Raw genomic sequence first — 18,413 nt, 5'->3', positions numbered from 1 at the left:
TCTGCATCGTTATCCGATATCAGATAACGATGAGCGTACCCCACGTTCGCCTGCGCTCCAAACCACCGGAGTCGCGCGTCAGCGGCCGTGGACGTAGTGCAGCAGGTCGTCGCGGGTCTGCCGCATGTGGCTGCGCATGGCCTGGCGGGCGGCCGCACCGGACCCGGTCCGCATCGCGTCCAGCACCGCCGCGTGCTCAGCCAGAGCATGCTCGCGGATGTCGGGGATGGCGCTCGTCTCGCTGCGGGTCGCCTGCAGCATCGTCGTCAGCGGGCGCATCGACGCGACGAGGATGCGGTTCTCCGCCGCGCGGATGATCACGTCATGGAAGGCCAGGTCCGCCGCCACGAAGGCGTCGACGTCAGCCCGCTCGTGCGCCGCCTGCATCTCCTCGAGCAGGGCGGCCATCTCGGCGAGATGCTCCTCGGTACGCCGACCGGCGGCGAACTCCGCCGCCCCGGTCTCGAACATCATCCGCATCTCGAGCATCTCCAGCGACGAACGTTCCCGGGCGCCCGCGCTCTGCGCGTGCCGGACGACCGCGTCAAGGCCCGTCCACTCATCGGTGGGCGCGATGCGGTGCCGTGTGCCCGGCACGGCGACGATCACCCCCTGCGCCTGCAGGAGGCGGACGCCCTCGCGCATCGTGAGGCGGGAGACGCCGAACTGCTCCGCCAGCTCCCCCTCGGGCGGCAGCGGCTGCCCCGCTTCGAGCCGGCCGGCGATGATGGCGTCCAGCAGCCCGTCCACGACGGCCTGCGTCCGCGACACCCGCTCGACCTTGATCACAGGTCGACGCCCACCAGCACGGGTTCCGGCTGCAGCACGAGACCGAACTCGGCGTGCACGCGGTTCTGGATGAAACGCGCGAGCTCTGCGACCTCGGCCGCCGTAGCACCCCCGCGGTTGGTGAGCGCCAGCGCGTGCTTGGTCGAGACGGAGGCCCGCGAGCGGGGCAGCTTGAACCCCTTGCGGATGCCCGCCTGCTCGATGAGCCAGGCCGCGCTCACCTTCACGTCGGGCGCCTCCGTCTTCGCGGGCGGCACGTGCCCGTCGTAGGAGGCCAGCGGGATGACGGTGACCGCATCGAGGTCGGGGGTGACCGGCCACCGCGGGCACTCCGGCGGCAGCGAGCGGGCCTGCGCGGCCGTGACGATCGCGTTCTGGAAGAACGAGCCGACGCCGTGCGTGTCCGGGTCGTCCGCGTCGAGCAGCATCCCCTTGGACGCCCGGGTGGCCAGGATGCGCTCGCGCACCCAGGTCAGCGGCACCGGGGTCTCGTCGGTCAGACCGAGGGCGCGGCGCAGCTGTTCGCCGCGGACCACGCGCTCGCGCGCGACCAGCAGATCGACCGTGACCGACAGGATCACGGCCCGGCGCTGCGGCTCGCTCCCGTGATGGTGCTTGAGCACCGAGGTGCGGAATCCGAGCCCGAGCTCCGCGGCCGGAACGGTGGAGATCTCGCCAGAGTCCTCGTCGATCAGCTCGACCTCGACCAGGGTCTCCTGGATCTCCTGGCCGTAGGCGCCGATGTTCTGCACGGGCGAGGCGCCCACGGTTCCGGGGATGCCGCTCATCGCCTCGAGTCCGGCATAGCCGCGCTCGACCGCGTACGCCACCAGGTCGTCCCAGCCGTGTCCGGCCTGCACGCGCAGGCGGATGCGCCCGGGGTGCGGCGACGGGAGCTCCTCGATGCCGCTCGTCCGGATGCGGATGACGGTGCCGTCGAACGGCTCGTCGCCGACGAAGAGATTCGACCCTCCGCCCAGCACCAGCCACGGGTCGCCCTCCGCCCAGGTCTCCCGAAGAACCGCGATGAGCTCCTCGGTCGTGGCGGCCTCGCGCATGCGCGCGGGGGCGGCGCCGGTGCGGAGCGTGGTGAGCTCGGCCAGGCGGATCGGCTCGACCTCACTCATCGGACGGCGACGCGCAGCTGCGCCTTGACGAGCACGGTCGTGTCGCCGGCCGTGACCTTGAGGTCGATCCGCGCCGACTCGTCGTCCACGGCGCCGACCGTCGCGACGACGTGCACGTCCGCGCCGGCCTCGGGGTCGACCACCACGGGCTTCGTGAAGCGCACGCCGTAGTCGAGGATCCGGGTCTGCGGGTCGAGAGCGGCCACGACCACCGACGAGGCGATGCCCATGGTCAGCATGCCGTGCGCGAGGACGCCGGGAAGGCCCACGGCCGCGGCGACGTCGTCGCGATAGTGGATCGGGTTGAAGTCTCCGGAAGCCCCGGCGTAGCGGACGAGAGACTCCCTGGTCAGGTGCACGGTGCGCTCGGCGAGCACGTCTCCCACGGTGAACGCGCTCATGCGGCCTCCTCCTCGGCGCCGACGAGCAGCACACTGGTGGCGGTGACGACGTGCGCGCCGCCCTCGTCGGTGATCTCGGCCTCGCTGGTGATCATGGCGTTGCCGCCCATCATGCGGATGCCGGTGACGCGCAGCTGCGCGGTCAACTCGTCTCCCGCGACGATCGGGCGCGTGTAGCGGAACCGCTGCTCCGCGTGGATGGTCCGCGCCAGCACGATGCCGGAGTCCGGCTCGGCCAGGAGCTGCTGCAACGTGAGATCCTGCAGGACCATCGCGAAGGTCGGCGGCGCGACGACGTCGGCGAAGCCGGCCGCACGGGCGGCCTCGACGTCGGTGTGCTGCGGAGCGTCGGCGAAGACGGCGCGCGCGAACTCGCGCACCTTCTCCCGCCCGACGAGGTAGGGGGCGGTCGGCGGGAACTCCCGACCGACGAGTTCTTGGTTCACTGCCACCCGTCGATCCTACCGAGGCCCGCCGACGCTCCGCCGTGCGCGGGCCGTCCGAAACCCTCAGGCGGCCCTGGCGGACATCGCTGAACCGAGCAGCACGAGGCGCATGGTGCGCTCGGCGGCATCGCGGAGCAGCTCCTCTCCCTGCTCCACCGCCTCCTCCAGCGGCATGGGCACGGTGAGGATCGAGGCGATCGCGTCGATTCCGATGTCGTGCACCGCCGGCGCTCCCCGGCCCAGCGAGCCGGCCAGCCCCAGCACGGGCACCCCCGCGACCCTGGCGCGCATCGCGATCTCCGCCGGGACCTTGCCGCGCGGTGTCTGGAAGTCGATCGCCCCCTCGGCTGTGATCACGAGGTCCGCCTCCGCCATCAGCGCATCGAGGTCGTGCGGCATCAGGCTCCCGTCCAGGAGCACCTCGAAGCGCGGCGCGAGACGGGCACCGAACGCGGCGGCGAGCCCCGCCCCGAGTCCCCCCGAAGCCCCGGTCCCGCCGCCCGTGCGGACGTCCATGCCGCCCCCGAAGGGGCTCTGCTCCTCCAGCAGCGTCGCCCAGGCGTCGAGCGCATCGGACAGCCGCTCGACGTCGGCGGGCGACGCGCCTTTCTGCGGACCGAACACCCTGGCCACCCCTCGGGGGCCGCACAGGACGTTGTGGATGTTGCAGGCGAGGATCATCTCGACCTCGGCGAGACGCGGGTGCACGCCCGAGAAGTCGAGCGACGCGGCCTCCGTGAGGTGTCCCCCGCCGAGCGGGACGACGCGGCCCTCGCGGTCGAGGATGCGCACCCCCAGAGCCGCCAGCGCGCCCGCTCCGCCATCGCTGGTCCCCGAGTCGCCGCAGCCGATCACGATGCGCTCGGCTCCGTCGTCGAGGGCCGCCGCGATGAGCTGTCCGACCCCGTACGTCGTGGTGGCGGCCGGATCGCGACGATCGCGCGGGACGAGGCGAAGCCCGGCTGCGGCCGCCATCTCGACCACGGCGGTCCCCCCGGCCGCTCCCCCGAGACGGGCCCAGTGCGCCACGACCGGTTCGCCGACGGGACCGGTCACGGTCGCGGGCACGAGGGCCCCTCCGGTGCACGCGGCGAGCGCGGCCGCCGTGCCCTCTCCCCCATCCGGCACGGGGAACTCGTCGACGCGCACGCCGGGGATGACGCGACGGACGCCGGCGGCGATGGCGCGGGCCACGGCGTCGGCGCCGAGACTCTCCTTGAAGCCGCTCGGGGCGACGAGGATGCGCTGGGGAGCATGGATGGACATGAGGACCTCCTTCTGCGCCCGAGGGCGCGGCAGCCCGGATGCGGGCGCGACGGACACCGGTGCGCCGGCGGCGCACGCGGAACAGCGGTGACAGCGGTCAGCGGAAGAACGGCAGGCCCTGGAGCGGCCAGATCCAGAGGGCGAAGACGGCGACGAGGACGGACATGGCCGGCGCGAGCACGATGGACAGCCGGCGCAGGTCGGAGGGGTCGAATCCGCCGGAGACGACCTGGGGATCGGCGAACATCGCGACCGGCTTGGCGGAACTGGGGAGGGTGTGACAGAAGCCGGCCGCTGCCGTCGACGCGAAGGCGGCGGCCATCGGCTCCACCCCGAGTCCCGGCGCGAGGGCGATCACCGCGGGGATGATCGCTGCGGATCGCGCCGATCGCGAAGGGATGAGCAGGTGCGCGACCGTGGAGAGGGCGATCACCGCGAGGAGGAAGCCGACGGCCCCCGCTGCGCCGAGCCCGCGCAGCGGCTCCAGAGCGACGGCACTGAGCCACGTCGCCGCTCCGGAATCGGTGAGTGCGGTGGCGAGCGCGAGCGTGGCGGCGAGGAAGAGCAGCAGGGACCAGGGCACCCGAGCGACGGCGGCCGGGAAGGTGGTGCAGCCGATGCCAGGCGCGACGGCGGCGACGGCGCCGAACAGCGCGATGAGCGCCGGAGGGAGGCCGTGCAGCGGCTCGGTGCTCCACAGCACGACCGCGGCTCCCACGAGGACGGCCGCGCGGCGCTCGACGGATGTGAGCGGACCGGTGACCCGGAGCCCGGCGGCCCCCTCGATGTCGGCCGTCGTCACTCGCACCCGTGTCGCGCGCTCCGCGGGGGCGAGGAAGCGCCAGAGGATGATCTCCGCGGCGAGATGCGACGACACCACCGCGAGCGGCAGGCCGAGCCACAGCCAGGAGAGGAACGAGAAACCGGGCTCCCCCGCCGCGCGCAGGAGCTGATCGGTGATGATGTGCGCTCCGGCGCCGAGCAGCGACGCGACAGCGGAGAGGAGCACGACCGTCGGCATGAGCAGCGCGAGGGCACGGATGACGCGCGGCCGACCGTCCAGCGTCGTCGACAGCGCGCCGAAGACCGGGACCGCGAGCGCCGCCCGCCCCGATGTCGCCGGCACCGCGAACGCCGACAGCGTGAGCGCGATCGTCGTGAGGTGGAACAGGCTGCGCGGGCCGCGCGCGAAACGGACGAGATGGGCGGCCGCGCGGAGCGGGAGCCCGGAGACGGAGACCGCGGCCGCCATCACGAACGCGCCGATCAGCAGCCAGATCGTCTCGTCGCCGAGCGAGGCGAAGAACTCGTCCACCGGCAGGACGCCGGCGACGATGAGCGCGATCGCCGCGAGGAAGGCGACGAGCGTGTCGTCGAGACGCGTCGCGCTCCACGCCCACACCGCGAGGAGGAACACCGCCAGGGTGGCCGCGATGGGCAGCGTGATGCCGCCTGCCGCCGCACCGGGGGCCAGCGCCCCGACGATCAGCGCCACACCGGCGACGGCGACGATCACGAGCGCGACCAGGGGCAGCCGGCGCCGCGGCGCCAGGGGTCCAGGGCGAAGGGCAGCCGGATGCGCCTCCGTGCGCAGCGGCGGGACGGTCGCGAAGCGGGTGCGCGTCGCGACGGCGGGCAGAGCGGTCGGATCGTTCATCGGAACCGGTACCCCGCACCCCGCACCGTCTCGATGCGGTCCGAGCCGATCTTGCCGCGCAGTGCACGCACGTAGACGTCGACGACGTTCGACGCAGGATCGAAGTCCATGCCCCAGACGTGGCCGATGAGCTGGTCTCGGGAGAGCACCTGACCGGCGTTCTGCAGGAAGACCTCGAGCAGCGCGAACTCCCGCGACGTGAGTTCGCGCACCTCGCCGGAGACCGTCACCGTCCGCGAGCGCACGTCCACGCTGACGTCGCCGTGCGTCAGCGTCGCCCCGCCGCTGCGCCCTTCTCCGTCCCCGATCCGCAGCCGCACCCGCGCGAGCAGCTCCGCGAACTGGAACGGTTTGGTCATGTAGTCGTTGGCGCCGCCCTCGAGGCCCCGCACGGTGTCGATCACGGAATCCCGTGCGGTGAGGATGACGACGGGCGTGGAGACCCCCTCTCCGCGGAGGTGCGCGAGGACGTCGAAGCCGTCCATGCCGCCGAGCCCGATGTCGAGGACGACGAGGTCGAAGAGTCCGCTGCGGGCCATGAGCAGCGCGCTGGGCCCGTCGGTCGCGTCGGCCGTGTCGTAGCCCGCAGCGCGAAGTCCGCGGCGGACGAAGGAGGTGATGTGCGGATCGTCTTCCGCGATGAGGATGCGTCGCATGTCAGCTCTTCCCTTCGGTGCCGTCGATGTCCCTGACGGGTGCGGGCACGTCGATCCCGAACGTGGCGCCCTCGCCGAGCACGCTGTCGACCCACGCCGAACCGCCGTGCCCGTCGGTGATGGCCCGCACGATCGCGAGCCCGAGTCCGGAGCCTCTCCGCGCACCGGCACTGTCGCCGCGTGTGAAGCGGTCGAAGATCCGCTCGGCGTCGCCCGGCGCGACCCCTGGGCCGGTGTCCTGCACCCAGACCCGCAGCCGCCGCTCGGAGCCCTGCCCCTCGAAGCGCGAGCCGATCCGGATCGTGTCGCCGTCTTCGGTGACCTGCACCGCGTTGGCGGCGAGCTGCAGCACGGCTTGGGTGACGCGCTGCGGATCCAGCGGCACGACGCCCTCCGCGACTTCCATGAGCTGCCAGCGGCGTTCCCCCAGCATCTGCGCTTTCGCCTCGATATCGAGGGTCAGCGTCGCGATGTCGCAGTCGGCCAGGCGCACGAAGTCCGGCTGTTCCGCGCGTGCCAGCACCAGGAGGTCCGTCACGATCCGGCTCATGCGGTCGAGCTCCTCGCTGACGAGTCGCAGGGTCGCCGCGCGCTCCTCCGGATCCTCGCTGAGGAGCTCCAGGTGGCCGCGGACGATCGTGATCGGTGTGCGCAGTTCGTGTCCCGCGTCGTCCACGAACCGCTGCTGCGTCGCGTGGACCGCCTCCAGCCGGTCGAGCATCTGGTTGAACGTCGTGGCGACGGCGGCGATGTCGTCGCTGCCCTCGACCGGCACGCGGGCCGTGAGGTCGTGCTCGCCGATGTCCCTCGCCACGCGGTACACCTCGCGGACCGGGGCGAGGATCTGGCCGGCGACGAGCCACGCGACGCCGGAGCTCAGCAGCACCCCGATGAGCGCGACCCAGGCGATCGCCCCGAAGCTGCGGTCGACCTGCGCCCGCGGCTCCGCCGTGAACTGCACGATCAGCACGGCGCCGTCCTGTCCGCCGCCGGTGAAGTCCATGCGACCCCAACGGACGGGGCCGGTCTCTGCGGTCTCGAGGGCTCCGGAGGTCGCGGTCTCGGAGAGCATCCGCTTCACCAGAGCCGCGTGGGTCTCCAGGGTGCGCGCCCCGCTGTCTTCGGCGACCGCGATCGGGACGCCCTCGAGGGCTGCGACGACCACCTCGTCCTCGTGCACGGACTGCCGTGCAACGTACTCCCGCAATAGCTCCTCGGCGGTGGTGAGGCCGCCGGAAGCGGCATCCTCCGCGAAGCGCCCGAACTCCGCCGCCTCCTGCTCGATCTCGCCGTTCGCGGTCTGCTCGACCTCGGCGAGAAAGACGCTGCGGCCGATCAGCCCGATCGCCAGCACGGTGATCATGGTGCTGAGGATGATCCAGAGCGTGATGCGCCAGCGGGCGGGGAGGGTACGGCGGCGCAGCGTGCGCAGCGGGGCGCCGGGGACGCTGCGAGCGGAAGGCTCAGTCATCGTCGCCGCCGTCATCGTCGTCATCGTCGTCCACGGGTGGCGCGGGCGCCGGAGCCGGAGCCGGCGGCGGGGGCGGCGGAGCGGGGGCGGGGACGACCGGCGCCGCGGGAGCGGGCGGCGGCGTCGGCGTCGGCGTCGGAGTGGGCGTCGCGAGCTGGACGGTGAGCGGGGAGTCCGGCAGCTGCGGCGACGCCGGCAGCTGCGCCAGGGCGACACTCCCGATCGCGAACGCCACGGGCACCGCGATCAGTGCGCCGGGGATCAGGATGCGTCGTGCGGTGCTCATGCCTCCATCGTGCCCGGGACGGATGAGGAGGACATGAGGCGAGGATGAAGATCTCTTCATCCTCGCGGACGGATCAGCTGCGGCGCCGCCCGCGGACGGCCTTGATGGCCATCTGCACGGCGATCACCACGAGATACGCGGCGAAGAGGAGATTGCCGACGGTGGGGTCGACGATGGTCGCCAGCCAGGCGCCGAGGGCCGTGGTCGTGCACGCTGAGACGCCGATGAGCAGCGCGGCCACGAGGTCGACGTTGCGGTTGCGGAGGTTGCCCACCGTGCCGGAGATCGCGGTGGGGATCATCATGAGCAGCGAGGTGCCCTTCGCGACGAGGTCACTCGTCCCGAAAGCGAGCATCAGCACGGGGACGACGATCACGCCCCCGCCGACGCCGATGAGGCCCGCGAGCACGCCGGTGCCGATGCCGACCGCGACGAGCGCGGCCCCGGTGAGCCAGGTGAGCTCGAAGACGGCGTCGCGCGACGGGATCACGAGGAAGAGGCTCACGATCACGACGACGAGGAAGCCGACGAATCCCCAGCGGAGGGCGGTCTGCGAGATCCGCGGGAGCAGGCGGGTACCGATCTGGGCGCCCACCACGGCGCCGGCGGCGAGGATCAGCGCCGGGATCCAGGCGACGGAGCCCGACGCGGCGTAGGAGATGACGCCGACGGTCGCCGTCGGGACGATCGCCGCCAGCGAGGTTCCGGCCGCGAGCCGCTGGTCGAACGCGAGCAGGAGCACCAGCAGCGGGACGATGACCGTACCGCCGCCGACGCCGAAGAGACCGGAGAGGAGGCCGGCGAGGAGGCCGATGCCGATGAACGTCGCGTAGGCGCGAGGCCCGCGCTTCAGGACCGTCGCATCGCTCACCGGATCAGCCTACTCCCGGCCTCTCCCCTCCTCGAATCCAGCGGGCTCAGACCTCCGAGTCCGCTTTGACGGGCACCGCGATGGACTCCGTGAGCGCCTGTTCGTAGCGGCGCTGCCGGCGCCGCAGCCACAGCCCGCCGGCGATGAGCAGCGCGAGGATGACGTAGGCGACCGCCGAGAACGGCTGCGCGATGAGCGTCGTCAGGTCGCCCTGGCTGAGCTGCAGGGCGCGACGCAGCTGCTCCTCCCCCATCGGCCCGAGGATCATGCCCACCACCAGCGGCGCGACGGGGAACCCGTACCGCCGCAGGAAGTAGCCGAGGACGCCGATGATGAGCAGGATCAGGATGTCGACGACAGCGAAGTTCAGCGCGTACGCCCCGAAGGCGGCGAACAGGAGGATGCCCGCGTACAGGTACGGCCGCGGGATCTGCAGCAGCTTCACCCACATGCCCACCAGCGGCAGGTTCAGCACGAGCAGGATCACGTTGCCGATGTAGAGGCTCGCGACCAGCGCCCAGACGAGGTCGGCCTGTCCCGTGAACAGCTGCGGGCCGGGCTGCAGACCGTAGGTCTGGAAAGCGGTGAGGATGATCGCCGCGGTCGCCGTCGTCGGCAGCCCGAGCGTCAGCAGCGGCACGAGCACACCGGCGGCGGCGGCGTTGTTCGCCGACTCCGGGCCCGCCACGCCTTCGATCGCTCCGCGGCCGAACTGGTCCTTGCGCCGGGACAGCTTGCGCTCGGTGGCGTAGGACAGGAAGGTCGCGACATCCGCACCGCCGGCGGGGATCGTGCCGATCGGGAAGCCGATGGCGGTCCCGCGGAGCCAGGGCTTCCAGGACCGGCGCCAGTCGTCCTTCGTCATCCAGCTGCGCCACCCTCGGGAGACGGGGATCACGTCGATCGCGCCGTGACGCAGCCGGGCCGCGACGTAGAGCGTCTCGCCGACGGCGAAGAGTCCGACCGCCACGAGCACCACGTCGATGCCGTCGGCCAGCGGAAGCAGGCCGAGCGTGTAGCGCTGCTGCCCCGAGAGCCAGTCGGTGCCGACGAGGCCGAGGAACAGGCCGACGCCGAGAGACAGCAGGCCGCGCGGGACGGAGGAGCCCATGAGCGCGCCGACCGTCACGAAGGCCACGACGATGAGGGCCACGTAGTCGGCCGGCCCGAGGTTCACCGCGAACTGCGCGAGCACCGGTGCGAGCAGTGTCAGGCCGACCGTGGCGAGAGTCCCCGCGACGAACGACCCGAGCGCCGCGGTGGCGAGTGCTGCCGCACCGCGACCGAGCTTGGCCATCTTGTTGCCCTCGATCGCCGTCACGATCGACGACGACTCCCCCGGCGTGTTCAGGAGGATGCTCGTGGTCGACCCGCCGTACATCCCGCCGTAGTAGATCCCGGCGAAGGTGATCAGGGCGGCGGCCGGTTCCAGCGTGTAGGTGAGCGGCAGGAGCAGGGCGACGGTCATCGCCGGCCCGATGCCGGGGAGGACGCCCACGGCGGTGCCGATCAGCACGCCGAAGAAGGCGAACACGAGGTACTGCGGCTGCAGCGCTGTCGCGAATCCCTCGAGGAGCAGACTCCAGCTGTCCATCAGAACATCCTTCCCAGCCAGCCGAGCGCCGCCCCCCAGGGGAGCGACAGCCCGAGCAGACCGCCGAACACGACCTGCACGACCAGCGCGATGATCGCGCCGATGACGAGCGCCATCCACCAACGCCGCGCACCGAGGGCCCAGGCCACGCCACCGAACAGGATCGCGGCCGCGGGCGCCCAGCCGAGCGGCTCGATGAGGAGCAGATGCGCGACAACGAGCGCCACGATCTTCACGAGCGTCAGCCAGTCGGTGGGCAGGCTCTGATCGACGTCCTCCCCCTCCTCCGGCACGCCGCGGTGGCCGCGGAGGATGCTCACGACGACGGCGAGCGCCGACCCCAGGAGCAGCACCGAGACGAACAGCGGGAAGACCGTCGGCCCGACCTGTCCGCCGGCGGGCACGTGGATGGTGAACACTCCGGCGAACGCGAACACGCCGAGGGCCACCATGAGCAGGGCGAACACGAGCTCGCCCGGCGGCAGGGACGCGACGAGGCGTGCGGACCGACGGGCGTCGGTCCGCACCTCCTCGCCGGGTCCGGAAGACCCGGTCGTCATGTCAGCCGACCAGCCCGATGTTCTGCAGCGTCGTGGTGACCTCGGCGATGTTGCCGTCCAGGAACTCGTCGAACTCGGAGCCCGTGAGGAAGGCATCGGCCCAGCCGCGCGTCTCCAGCTCGTCCTTCCAGGCGTCCGACTCCTCGAGGTCGGTGACGATGCGCTCGAGTTCGGAGCGCTCGGCGTCGCTGATCCCGCCCGGCGCGATGACGCCGCGCCAGTTGGTGAGCACGACGTCGTACCCGGAATCCGTGAGGGTGTCCACATCCGGCAGCTGCGCCACCGGCTCCTCGGACGAGACCGCGAGGGCCTTCATCGTCCCGGCCTCGATGTGCTGCAGGAACTCCCCGACACCCGAGATACCGGCCGAGACCTTGCCACCGAGGATCAGCGACGTCGCCTCGCCGCCGCCGGAGTTGGGCGTGTAGTTCAGCTTCTCCGCGATCTCCGCGCCGTCGAGCCCCGCCTCCTCGAGCAGCAGCCCGGCGAGGATGTGATCGGCCCCGCCGGCGGAGCCGCCGGTGATCGTGACCTCCTGGCCCTTGTCCACGACATCCTCCACGAGGTCTTCGAGCGTGTCGTACTCCGAGTCCGCGGGCACGACCACGACGAGCGGCTCGTCCGTGAGGCGGGCGATCGGCGTCATGTCCTCGATGCGCACGGCCGAGGCGTTGGTCTCCACCGCCCCCACCATCACGAGGCCCATCACCATCAGCGTGGCGGGGTCCTTCTCGTTGGCGAGCTGCGCGAGGCCGACGGTGCCGCCGGCGCCGCCCACGTTGGTGACGGGAGCCGAGCCGACGATGTCCTCCTGCGTCAGCAGCTGTGACAGGGCACGGCCGGTCTGATCCCAGCCGCCGCCCGGGTCGGCGGGGACGACGATGTTCACGTCGGTGATCGTGACCGCCTCGTCGCCGCCGTTTGAGCCGGCGGTGCCGCTGTCGGCGGTCGAGCACGAGGTGAGGACGAGGGCGGTTGCGGCGACAGTGGCGGCCAGGGTCCCGATGCGGGCGTAGTTCATGGCGCTCCTCCTTGAGCGTTCGAGTGCAGTCCGTCCACTGTCGAGGGACGGGTGCGCCCGCTCAAGCTTCGGAAACCATTGGTCGCGTTCCGTAACTATTGGTCGCGAACGCCTGCGCCACCGGCTCGCGGCCCCTGGATCCACCCGGGAGAATGGAGCGGTGGCCTCGAAGATGACGCTCCGTGTGCAGCTGCTCGCGCTGCAGGCGCTGATCGTGTTCCTGGTGACCCTCGCGACCGGCATCGCCGCCGGAGCCTTCCAGGAGAACGCGCTCCGAGAGGCCTACAAGGACCGCATGCAGGCGGTCGCGCAGTCGGTCGCCGCCCTCCCCGTCGTCCTGGACGCCTTCGACGACGACGACCCCGCCGCCGCCATCCAGCCGGTCGCCGAGGTCATCCGTGAGGCCTCGGACCTCGCGTACGTCGTGGTGGCCAACGAGGACGGCATCCGCTACTCCCACCCCAACGCCGACCGCATCGGGGAGCGCGTCTCGACCGACCCGTCGATCCCGTTGAGCGGCGAGATCTTCGTGGGCACGCAGACCGGCACGCTCGGGACCTCGTGGCGGGTCAAGGTGCCCATCCGCGATGAGGGCGGCACTGTCATCGGTACGGCATCGGTCGGAATCCTCGAGTCGGAGCTCAATGAGGAGTTCACGAGCAACCTCGTCGGCCTCATCTCCGCGATGCTCGTCGCAGCCGTGCTCGGGGTCCTCGGTGCGGCCGGCGTGACGTCGTTCATCCGCCGGCGCATCCACCGCCTGGAGCCGCATCAGATCGCGGCCCTGGTCAAGAACCAGGAGACGACCCTGCACGGGCTGAGCGAGGGGGTCGTGACAGTGGATGGTGGCGGGCGGATCACCCTGGTCAACGATGCGGCCGCGCGCTTCCTCGGTCGTGACGCCGCCGACCTCGACGGCGCACCCGCGGACGAGGTCCTCGGCCCCGAGCTCGCCACGGTGCTCCGCGAGGGCGAAGGCGCGGGGCGCCCCGTGATCGTCGGCTCGCATGTTCTCGTCGCTCGCAGCACGGCATCCGGGAGCGACCCCGCCGACGTGGGAGCGACGCTCCTGCTCCGCGATCACACCGAGCTGCATGATGTCGTGCGCCGGGTCGAGACGGCCGACGCGATCATCGCCTTCCGGGAGCGCTACGGTCTCCCGAAGGGCCTGAGTGCCGAGACGCTGGAGCGGGTCTCGGTCGCCCTGACGGCCCGCCCCGACGCCTCCGCGACCGAGATCGGCGACGACCTCGCGATCTCCCGCGTCAGCGCCCGCCGCTACCTGGAGCACCTCGCTGCGACCGGCCAGGCGGTGCGGTCCCTCGACTACTCCACCAAGGGCCGGCCGGGGGCCCGCTACCGGATCACCGACCCGCGATGAACGACGAAGCCCGCCACCCCGGGAGGGGCGGCGGGCTTCGTGGGGAGAGAGATCCTTACTCGGACTTCTTCTCGACAGCGTCCTCGGCGGCGGCCTCAGCGGCCTCGCCCTCGGCCTGCGACTCGGCGCCGGCCTCGGCAGCGGTGTCCTCGGTGGCGGTCTCGTCCGCGGGAGCCTCGACGGTCTCCTCGGCGGGAGCCTCCTCGGCAGCGGGCTTCTCGTCCTTCGGAGCCGCGGCGGCCTTCTTGGTCGACTTCGCCTTCGGGGTGACGGGCTCGAGGACGAGCTCGATCACGGCCATGGGAGCGTTGTCGCCCTTGCGGTTGCCGACCTTGGTGATACGCGTGTAGCCACCCTCGCGGTCCGCGACGAGCGGAGCGATCTCGTTGAACAGGACGTGCACGACTTCCTTGTCACCGATGACCGACAGCACGCGACGGCGGGCGTGGAGGTCTCCGCGCTTGGCGAAGGTGATGAGGCGCTCGGCGAGCGGACGCAGGCGCTTGGCCTTCGTCTCGGTCGTCTTGATCGACTTGTGGGTGTACAGCGCAGCGGCGAGGTTGGCAAGCAGCAGGCGCTCGTGGGCGGGGCCGCCTCCGAGGCGGGGACCCTTGGTGGGCTTGGGCATAATCGTCTAACTCCTGGTCAGAAAGGGTCGGGTATCAGAAGGACTCGTCTTCGCTGCCGCCGTAGAAGTGGGCGCCGTCGAAACCGGGCACCGAATCCTTGAGCGACAGACCGAGCGAGATGAGCTTGTCGCGCACCTCGTCGACCGACTTCTGGCCGAAATTGCGGATGTTCATGAGCTGCGTCTCCGACAGGGCGACGAGCTCAGAAACGGTGTTGATGCCCTCACGCTTCAGGCAGTTGTACGAGCGGACCGACAGGTCGAGGTCCTCGATCGGCATCGACAGCTCGCTGGAGTTCACAGCCTCCACCGGCGCCGGGCCGATCTCGATGCCCTCCGCCTCGACGTTCAGCTCGCGGGCGAGACCGAACAGCTCGGTGAGCGTCTTGGCGGCCGAGGCGACGGCGTCGCGGGGGCTGATCGCCGACTTGGTCTCGACGTCGAGGATGAGCTTGTCGAAGTCGGTGCGCTCACCGGCACGGGTGGCGTCGACGCGGTAGCTGACCTTGAGCACGGGCGAGTAGATCGAGTCGATCGGGATCTGACCGGCCTCGGCGTACTCGTTGCGGTTCTGCGTCGCGGAGACGTAGCCTCGGCCGCGCTCGATGGTGAGCTCGAGCTCGAACTTGGCGGTGTCGTTGAGCGTCGCGATGACGAGCTCGGGGTTGTGCACCTCGACACCGGCCGGAGCCGAGATGTCGGCGGCGGTCACTTCACCGGCACCGGTCTTGCGGAGGTACGCGGTGATGGGCTCGTCGCGCTCGCTGGAGACGACCAGCTGCTTGATGTTGAGGATGATCTCGGTGACATCCTCCTTCACGCCGGGGATCGTGCTGAACTCGTGCAGCACACCGTCGATGCGGACGCTGGTGACAGCGGCACCGGGGATCGACGACAGCAGGCTGCGGCGCAGCGCGTTGCCGATCGTGTAGCCGAAGCCGGGCTCCAGAGGCTCGATGATGAACCGGCTCCGGTTCTCGACGATCTTTTCCTCGGTCAGTGTGGGACGCTGTGCAATAAGCACTCTGTGTTCCTTTCGATCACATGCCCGCTATATGACATGTGGTGGGGTGAGGTCTTGAGTTGTGGAAGTCGATGCCCCACGCGGGGCGCCGAGCCGCTCAGCCCGTCATGGCTCCCTGAGCCTGTCGAAGGGCGAGCGGCTCGGCACACGCATCAGACGCGGCGGCGCTTCGGCGGGCGGCAGCCGTTGTGCGCCTGCGGGGTGACGTCCTGGATCGAACCCACCTCGAGGCCGGCGGCCTGCAGCGAGCGGATCGCGGTCTCGCGGCCGGAGCCCGGACCCTTCACGAGGACGTCGACCTTCTTCACGCCGTGCTCCGCGGCCTGGCGGGCAGCGGACTCCGCTGCCATGCCTGCGGCGTACGGGGTCGACTTGCGGGAGCCCTTGAAGCCCACGCCACCCGACGAGGCCCAGGCGATGACAGCGCCGGACGGGTCGGTGATCGAAACGATGGTGTTGTTGAACGTCGACTTGATGTGGGCCTGGCCCAGCGCGATGTTCTTCTTCTCCTTGCGGCGCGGCTTGCGCGCGGCGGCCTTGGGTGCAGCCATGAAAGTGTTCTCCTAGTCCCTGGCCGCTGCTTAGCGGGCCTTCTTCTTGCCGGCGACGGTGCGCTTCGGGCCCTTGCGGGTACGGGCGTTGGTCTTGGTGCGCTGACCGCGGACCGGGAGGCCACGACGGTGGCGGAGGCCCTCGTAGGAGCCGATCTCGACCTTGCGGCGGATGTCTGCGGCGACCTCGCGGCGCAGGTCACCCTCCACCTTGTAGTTGCCTTCGATGTAGTCGCGGAGGGCGACGAGCTGGTCGTCGCTGAGGTCCTTCACGCGGATGCTCTCGTCGATGTCGGTCGCCTTGAGGATCTCGACCGAGCGGGTACGGCCGACGCCGTAGATGTAGGTAAGGGCGATCACCACGCGCTTGTCGCGCGGGATGTCAACGCCGGCAAGACGTGCCATGCGGTTCTCCTGGGTGTTGTGGAGGTGTGGAGCAGGATCGGTGCCCGGGCCTCCGCCCCGAGGTGTCAGCTCCCACGGCTCCGCCGGTTACCCGGTCGCTGAGCCTGTCGAAGCGTCTGATCCTGCCGTTTCGTGTTGAGTTATGAGATTGCGAGAGCGGCGCTCACGCAGCGGGGGTACTCAGCCCTGGCGCTGCTTGTGACGCGGGTTGCTCTTGCAGATCACCATGACGCGGCCGTGGCGGCGGATCACCTTGCAGTGGTCACAGATCGGCTTGACGCTGGGGTTGACCTTCATGATGTTTCCTGTTCGCTGTCTTCACCGGGCAGGCGCGAAGCCTGGGGTGTTACTTCTCGACCGATCAGCGGTAGCGGTAGACGATGCGGCCGCGGGTCAGGTCGTAGGGGCTGAGCTCCACGACCACGCGGTCCTCGGGGATGATGCGGATGTAGTTCTGCCGCATCTTTCCGGAGATCGTTGCCAGGACCTTGTGTCCGTTGCTGAGCTCAACGCGGAACATCGCGTTGGGAAGAGCCTCGGAGATCACGCCCTCGATCTCGATGACACCGTCTTTCTTAGCCATAGCCTCGCTGACGCTTCTGCAGATCGGTCGATCTGCGGTGGGTGGGTGGTGTGCGGTACCCGGCCGGATCGGACACGCCGAACGCATGGCACAAGGCACCAAAGATCTATGTTATCCGACGACGCCCCATCCGGCAACTTGGCCGGATGGGGCGTCGAGGGCGTGAGCGGGGGTCAGCCGAGCAGGTCGGTGAACCGCTTCATGTCCTCCTGGTTCTGGAGGTCGAGGCGCTCACCGTCGATCTCGACGGTGGGCGTGCCCTGGATGTCGTTGGACTTCGCCTGGGCGGCGCCGAACTTGCGGTACGTCTCGTCCGTGATGCAGGACACGACGTCGTCGCCCGCGCCGACCTGGGTGGCGAACTCGGCGAGCTGTTCGTTCGTCAGGCCGGGGGTGTTCTCCGCTGGCTGGTTCTCGAACAGGACCTTGGCGTAGTCGAAGTACAGGTCGGAGTCCGACTCGGCGACGCAGAACGCGGCACCGGCGGAACGGGAGGAGAACTCGGTCCCCTGAGAGAAGCGGTCCAGGATCGCGATCGGGTGCTGCTCGAGCGTGATCTCCCCGCTCTGGGCCTTGGCCTCGAGCGCAGCGCCGAACTGGTCCTCGAAGGACTTGCAGACCGGGCACTGGAAGTCGAGGAAGACCGACACCGTGGTGTCGCCGTCGCCCATCGAGATGGAACCGGCCTCCGCGTCGAAGTTGTCGCTGGCGGCGGGGGTGGCGCCGGGAGACGTCGCCTGGTTGTTGAGGAACACCACGAGTCCGCCGAGGGCCACCAGGACCACGACGACGGCGATGGAGACGCCGATCGCGAACCAGTTGGTGTTGCTCTTCGCCGCTGCCATTACTTTCCGATCTCTCGAGGCTCGACCCCGAACGGGGCGAGTCCGGCTCTTCCACCATCGGGCGCGGTGAGCACCCAGATGCCCCCATCATGCAGGGCGACGCTATGTTCCCAATGTGAGCCGTCGGTGCCGTCGACCGTCGTGACGGTCCAGTCGTCGTCCTCCACGAACGTCGCTTCGCCGCCCGCAGTGACCATCGGCTCGATGGCGAGCACGAGTCCCGGCTTCACGTCCGCACCGCGGTCGGGTGTGCGGTAGTTGAAGACGCTGGGCGCCTCGTGCATCTTCCGTCCGATGCCGTGCCCGACGTACTCGCGGAGGATGCCGTAGGGCTCGCCACTCACCGCGGACGGCCCCTGCGCCTCGATGTAGTCCTGGATCGCGGCGCCGATCTCGTCGATCGAGGACGCCGTGGCCATCGCGGCGATCCCGGCCCACATCGAGCCCTCGGTCACACGGGAGAGCTCCTCGCGGCGGGCGACGAGCTCCGGACGCTCGGGGTCGGGGACGACGACCGTGATCGCGCTGTCCCCGTTCCAGCCCTCGAACTGCGCGCCACAGTCCACCGAGACGATGTCGCCCGGCTGCAGCACCCGCTCCCCCGGGATACCGTGCACGACCTGCTCGTTGACGGACACACAGATCGTGTGGCGATAGCCCTTGACGAGCTGGAAGTTCGACTCCGCGCCCCGCTGCAGGATCGCGCGGTTCGCGGCCGCATCGAGCTCGATCGTCTTCACCCCTGGCTTGATGAGGGCCCGGACGGCATTGAGGGCTTCGGCGGTGATGAGGCCGGGTTCGACCATGGCTCGCAGCTGAGCCGGGGTCTTGTAGATCGAGCGGCGGAACAT

At 70.5% G+C, this 18,413-nt stretch carries 22 protein-coding genes; 1 reads left to right on the top strand and 21 read right to left on the bottom strand.

Annotated elements, in window-relative coordinates; genetic code table 11:
* Positions 1-78 precede the first annotated feature (78 nt).
* The 13 genes from CYL12_RS15975 to CYL12_RS15915 form a co-directional block, all read right to left on the bottom strand.
* A complete protein-coding gene (locus CYL12_RS15975) occupies positions 79-789 on the bottom strand; it encodes a FadR/GntR family transcriptional regulator (RefSeq protein WP_101848442.1) in 711 nt (236 codons plus the stop codon).
* Positions 786-1,916, bottom strand: coding sequence for a UDP-N-acetylmuramate dehydrogenase (locus tag CYL12_RS15970; RefSeq protein ID WP_101848441.1), 1,131 nt, complete (start codon positions 1,914-1,916; stop codon positions 786-788). Before CYL12_RS15970 ends, CYL12_RS15975 begins: the two co-directional genes overlap by 4 nt.
* Complete coding sequence (locus tag CYL12_RS15965) at positions 1,913-2,317, bottom strand: MaoC/PaaZ C-terminal domain-containing protein (protein ID WP_101848440.1); 405 nt, start codon at positions 2,315-2,317, stop codon at positions 1,913-1,915. Before CYL12_RS15965 ends, CYL12_RS15970 begins: the two co-directional genes overlap by 4 nt.
* Positions 2,314-2,769, bottom strand: coding sequence for an FAS1-like dehydratase domain-containing protein (locus tag CYL12_RS15960; protein WP_101848439.1), 456 nt, complete (start codon positions 2,767-2,769; stop codon positions 2,314-2,316). The genes CYL12_RS15965 and CYL12_RS15960 overlap by 4 nt, the downstream gene beginning before the upstream one ends.
* A 57-nt stretch (positions 2,770-2,826) precedes the next feature.
* Positions 2,827-4,029 carry a glycerate kinase family protein gene (locus CYL12_RS15955; RefSeq protein ID WP_101848438.1) on the bottom strand — a complete coding sequence of 401 codons (1,203 nt, stop codon included), beginning with the start codon at positions 4,027-4,029 and terminating at the stop codon, positions 2,827-2,829.
* A 97-nt stretch (positions 4,030-4,126) separates the two neighbouring features.
* Positions 4,127-5,686 (bottom strand): SLC13 family permease, encoded by a 1,560-nt coding sequence (locus tag CYL12_RS15950; RefSeq protein ID WP_101848437.1) that lies wholly within the window; start codon positions 5,684-5,686, stop codon positions 4,127-4,129.
* Positions 5,683-6,342 (bottom strand): response regulator transcription factor, encoded by a 660-nt coding sequence (locus CYL12_RS15945; RefSeq protein ID WP_101848436.1) that lies wholly within the window; start codon positions 6,340-6,342, stop codon positions 5,683-5,685. The genes CYL12_RS15950 and CYL12_RS15945 overlap by 4 nt, the downstream gene beginning before the upstream one ends.
* Position 6,343: 1 nt before the next feature.
* Complete coding sequence (locus tag CYL12_RS15940; RefSeq protein ID WP_101848853.1) at positions 6,344-7,813, bottom strand: sensor histidine kinase; 1,470 nt, start codon at positions 7,811-7,813, stop codon at positions 6,344-6,346.
* Complete coding sequence (locus CYL12_RS17365) at positions 7,806-8,099, bottom strand: hypothetical protein (RefSeq protein WP_101848435.1); 294 nt, start codon at positions 8,097-8,099, stop codon at positions 7,806-7,808. Before CYL12_RS17365 ends, CYL12_RS15940 begins: the two co-directional genes overlap by 8 nt.
* A 73-nt stretch (positions 8,100-8,172) precedes the next feature.
* On the bottom strand, positions 8,173-8,970 hold the full coding sequence (locus tag CYL12_RS15930; protein ID WP_101848434.1) for a sulfite exporter TauE/SafE family protein: 798 nt from the start codon (positions 8,968-8,970) through the stop codon (positions 8,173-8,175).
* Positions 8,971-9,016: 46 nt separating this feature from the next.
* Positions 9,017-10,564 carry a tripartite tricarboxylate transporter permease gene (locus tag CYL12_RS15925; RefSeq protein ID WP_071328946.1) on the bottom strand — a complete coding sequence of 516 codons (1,548 nt, stop codon included), beginning with the start codon at positions 10,562-10,564 and terminating at the stop codon, positions 9,017-9,019.
* Positions 10,564-11,124, bottom strand: coding sequence for a tripartite tricarboxylate transporter TctB family protein (locus tag CYL12_RS15920; protein WP_101848433.1), 561 nt, complete (start codon positions 11,122-11,124; stop codon positions 10,564-10,566). Before CYL12_RS15920 ends, CYL12_RS15925 begins: the two co-directional genes overlap by 1 nt.
* Before the next feature lies 1 nt (position 11,125).
* Positions 11,126-12,145: a Bug family tripartite tricarboxylate transporter substrate binding protein gene (locus CYL12_RS15915; protein WP_101848432.1), complete on the bottom strand. Its 1,020-nt coding sequence runs from the start codon at positions 12,143-12,145 to the stop codon at positions 11,126-11,128.
* Positions 12,146-12,305: 160 nt separating this feature from the next.
* Here CYL12_RS15915 and CYL12_RS15910 point away from each other — a divergent pair, with 160 nt between their 5' ends.
* Positions 12,306-13,526: a PAS domain-containing protein gene (locus CYL12_RS15910; RefSeq protein ID WP_101848431.1), complete on the top strand. Its 1,221-nt coding sequence runs from the start codon at positions 12,306-12,308 to the stop codon at positions 13,524-13,526.
* Positions 13,527-13,581: 55 nt separating this feature from the next.
* Here the strand turns inward: CYL12_RS15910 and rplQ are convergent, their stop codons facing one another.
* From rplQ to map, 8 genes are all read right to left on the bottom strand, one after another.
* Positions 13,582-14,154, bottom strand: a complete 573-nt coding sequence (gene rplQ / locus CYL12_RS15905; protein WP_101848430.1) for a 50S ribosomal protein L17 — start codon at positions 14,152-14,154, stop codon at positions 13,582-13,584.
* A 34-nt stretch (positions 14,155-14,188) separates the two neighbouring features.
* Positions 14,189-15,178, bottom strand: a complete 990-nt coding sequence (locus CYL12_RS15900) for a DNA-directed RNA polymerase subunit alpha (RefSeq protein ID WP_025102386.1) — start codon at positions 15,176-15,178, stop codon at positions 14,189-14,191.
* Between the two features lie 152 nt (positions 15,179-15,330).
* Positions 15,331-15,729 (bottom strand): 30S ribosomal protein S11, encoded by a 399-nt coding sequence (rpsK, locus tag CYL12_RS15895; protein ID WP_017829189.1) that lies wholly within the window; start codon positions 15,727-15,729, stop codon positions 15,331-15,333.
* A gap of 30 nt (positions 15,730-15,759) precedes the next feature.
* Positions 15,760-16,134 carry a 30S ribosomal protein S13 gene (gene rpsM, locus CYL12_RS15890; RefSeq protein WP_062632862.1) on the bottom strand — a complete coding sequence of 125 codons (375 nt, stop codon included), beginning with the start codon at positions 16,132-16,134 and terminating at the stop codon, positions 15,760-15,762.
* Between the two features lie 180 nt (positions 16,135-16,314).
* Positions 16,315-16,431 (bottom strand): 50S ribosomal protein L36, encoded by a 117-nt coding sequence (gene rpmJ, locus CYL12_RS15885; RefSeq protein WP_005050492.1) that lies wholly within the window; start codon positions 16,429-16,431, stop codon positions 16,315-16,317.
* 64 nt (positions 16,432-16,495) lie between these two features.
* Positions 16,496-16,717, bottom strand: coding sequence for a translation initiation factor IF-1 (gene infA, locus CYL12_RS15880; RefSeq protein WP_017201569.1), 222 nt, complete (start codon positions 16,715-16,717; stop codon positions 16,496-16,498).
* A 173-nt stretch (positions 16,718-16,890) separates the two neighbouring features.
* Positions 16,891-17,562 carry a DsbA family protein gene (locus CYL12_RS15875; RefSeq protein WP_101848429.1) on the bottom strand — a complete coding sequence of 224 codons (672 nt, stop codon included), beginning with the start codon at positions 17,560-17,562 and terminating at the stop codon, positions 16,891-16,893.
* Positions 17,562-18,413, bottom strand: coding sequence for a type I methionyl aminopeptidase (gene map, locus CYL12_RS15870; protein ID WP_101848428.1), 852 nt, complete (start codon positions 18,411-18,413; stop codon positions 17,562-17,564). Before map ends, CYL12_RS15875 begins: the two co-directional genes overlap by 1 nt.

Source organism: Zhihengliuella sp. ISTPL4 (genome assembly GCF_002848265.1).
Classification (GTDB): domain Bacteria; phylum Actinomycetota; class Actinomycetes; order Actinomycetales; family Microbacteriaceae; genus Microbacterium.
This window is presented reverse-complemented; position numbering and strand designations above follow the sequence as displayed.